Annotated in this window: 1 protein-coding gene; it reads right to left on the bottom strand. The window is 64.8% G+C overall.

Going from position 1 to position 1,665, the window contains the following annotated elements; genetic code table 11:
* Window positions 1-147: 147 nt before the first annotated feature.
* Window positions 148-1,545: an IS1380 family transposase gene (locus ACH49N_RS38910; protein ID WP_358278831.1), complete on the bottom strand. Its 1,398-nt coding sequence runs from the start codon at window positions 1,543-1,545 to the stop codon at window positions 148-150.
* Window positions 1,546-1,665 lie beyond the last annotated feature (120 nt).

Here is a 1,665-nt window from a genome sequence, read left to right as displayed (position 1 = left end):
AGCCTGAATCCACCGACGTGATGCCGAAGCCCGTTCCGGCCGGGCGAGTGGATGTATGGGCAGTTGCGGGCATGCGGTGACCGCTGGTCTGCCCAGCTTTTCCACGATGAGGTCCCGGTCTTGCCGCCTCGGCGGGTCGGTCAGTGTTCAGGCGATAGCTGGCGGGCTGCGGCCGATAGTGTTGGCCCACAATCGAAGCCAGGCAGCCGACCACGGCCAGTGGGCGGGTAGCCGCAAGATCGGTTTTCGTTGCGGTCGACACAATCGAGCCGGAAGGTTGACGATCTTGCGTCGCAGCGTCGCCCCACGGGCCCGAGAATGCCCACCACCTGCAAGAACGCCGGCGGCGCGCAGGAGATTGTGGGCGATCGCCGCGCAGAGAACCCACGCGGAGTTCGCCCCGAAACGCCCCGACGGCATGTGCGCCAGGGGTCCGTCGATGAGGTCGGCGAAGACGGTTTCGATGATCGCGTGCCGGCGATGGGTGATATCGGCGTCGGCGGCCGGGGCGGTGGTGTTGGTGAAGAACGGGTGATATCGCCATACCGGGAACAATGCGTCGGGGTAGCGGGCGTCTTTGACGCGGCGCACGATCAACCGTGCGGTGACCGGAGTCTTGGTCGAAGCGAAAGCGGTGTAGGTGGTTTCGGCGACCTCGGCATCGGAGATCCACGCTCCGGTGTCCGGGTCGCGGACCGCTCCCGGATACTTCACCGGGGCCCACGCCTCGTCGGGAATCGAATCGATCGCGCGCTGCACCGCGGTGTTCTTGGCCAGGACGAGCGAGAAGTGCACTTTCACGCGCAGGCATGCCGAGATGACCGAGCGGGTGCCGTAGGCGGAATCACCGCGAACCACGATGGCACCGGTTGCGCCCGCTGCCCGGGCCGTGACGATGGCCTGAGTAACCATCCGACCTGCGCCTTTACCGGAGCCGGCTTTCCCGGCGCGCAGTCGCATGCCGGTGATGATCGGTGTGGAGTCGGCGGTGCTGAGCGTGGTGGCCAGCGGGGATAGGCCTTTGCGCAGGATCTGTTTGCCGGCGATCTTCGTGTGTCCGTAGGAGGCGCCTTGCTTGGCGTGGCCGTAGACCGGGCGCAGCAGCGAGTCGATGTCGATGAACGCCTGCTCGGCCAGACCGGGCAGGATCTCGACCCGGCCGGTGAGTGCGATCAGGTGTTCGCGGAGCACGGATTCGAGTTGACGGGCATGACCGAAGCTGAACTCGCGCAGCAGTGTTCCCACAGTCGAGGGTGCGTAGACGCCTGCGAACAGGTGTGTCATGCCGCCCGAGCGCAGCAGGTCGATATCGTCGATGTTGTCGGCGCCTGCGCACATCCCGGCGATCAGGGTGAGCAGTTTCGGTGCCGGGTTCGCCGCTCCGGACGCGATCTTCGCGGTGGTGATCGAGACCTTCTCCGAGAGCAGGTCCGGCAAGTGGGTGTGTTCGGCCAATGTCATCACCGGGACCAGTCCGGCGCACGAGACGAGGTTGTCGTCGTCGAACACGGCGCAGCCGTCGATGAACTTGTGGGACACTTTCACCGGAAGTGCCTTTCGTGAACTGGTGGATTTGTTGTGTGAGAACTCCAATCTTCCCAGTTCAGGGGGCACTTTCTTCAGTTCGACACGCTGCTACGCAGCTGATCCTTCGGTGGAATCAGG

Origin of the sequence: Rhodococcus sp. NPDC019647 (genome assembly GCF_044389235.1) — a bacterium.
Lineage (GTDB): Bacteria > Actinomycetota > Actinomycetes > Mycobacteriales > Mycobacteriaceae > Rhodococcus_F > Rhodococcus_F oxybenzonivorans.
The sequence above is the reverse complement of the archived record's forward strand: the minus strand, read 5'-3'. Positions and strand labels throughout refer to the sequence as shown.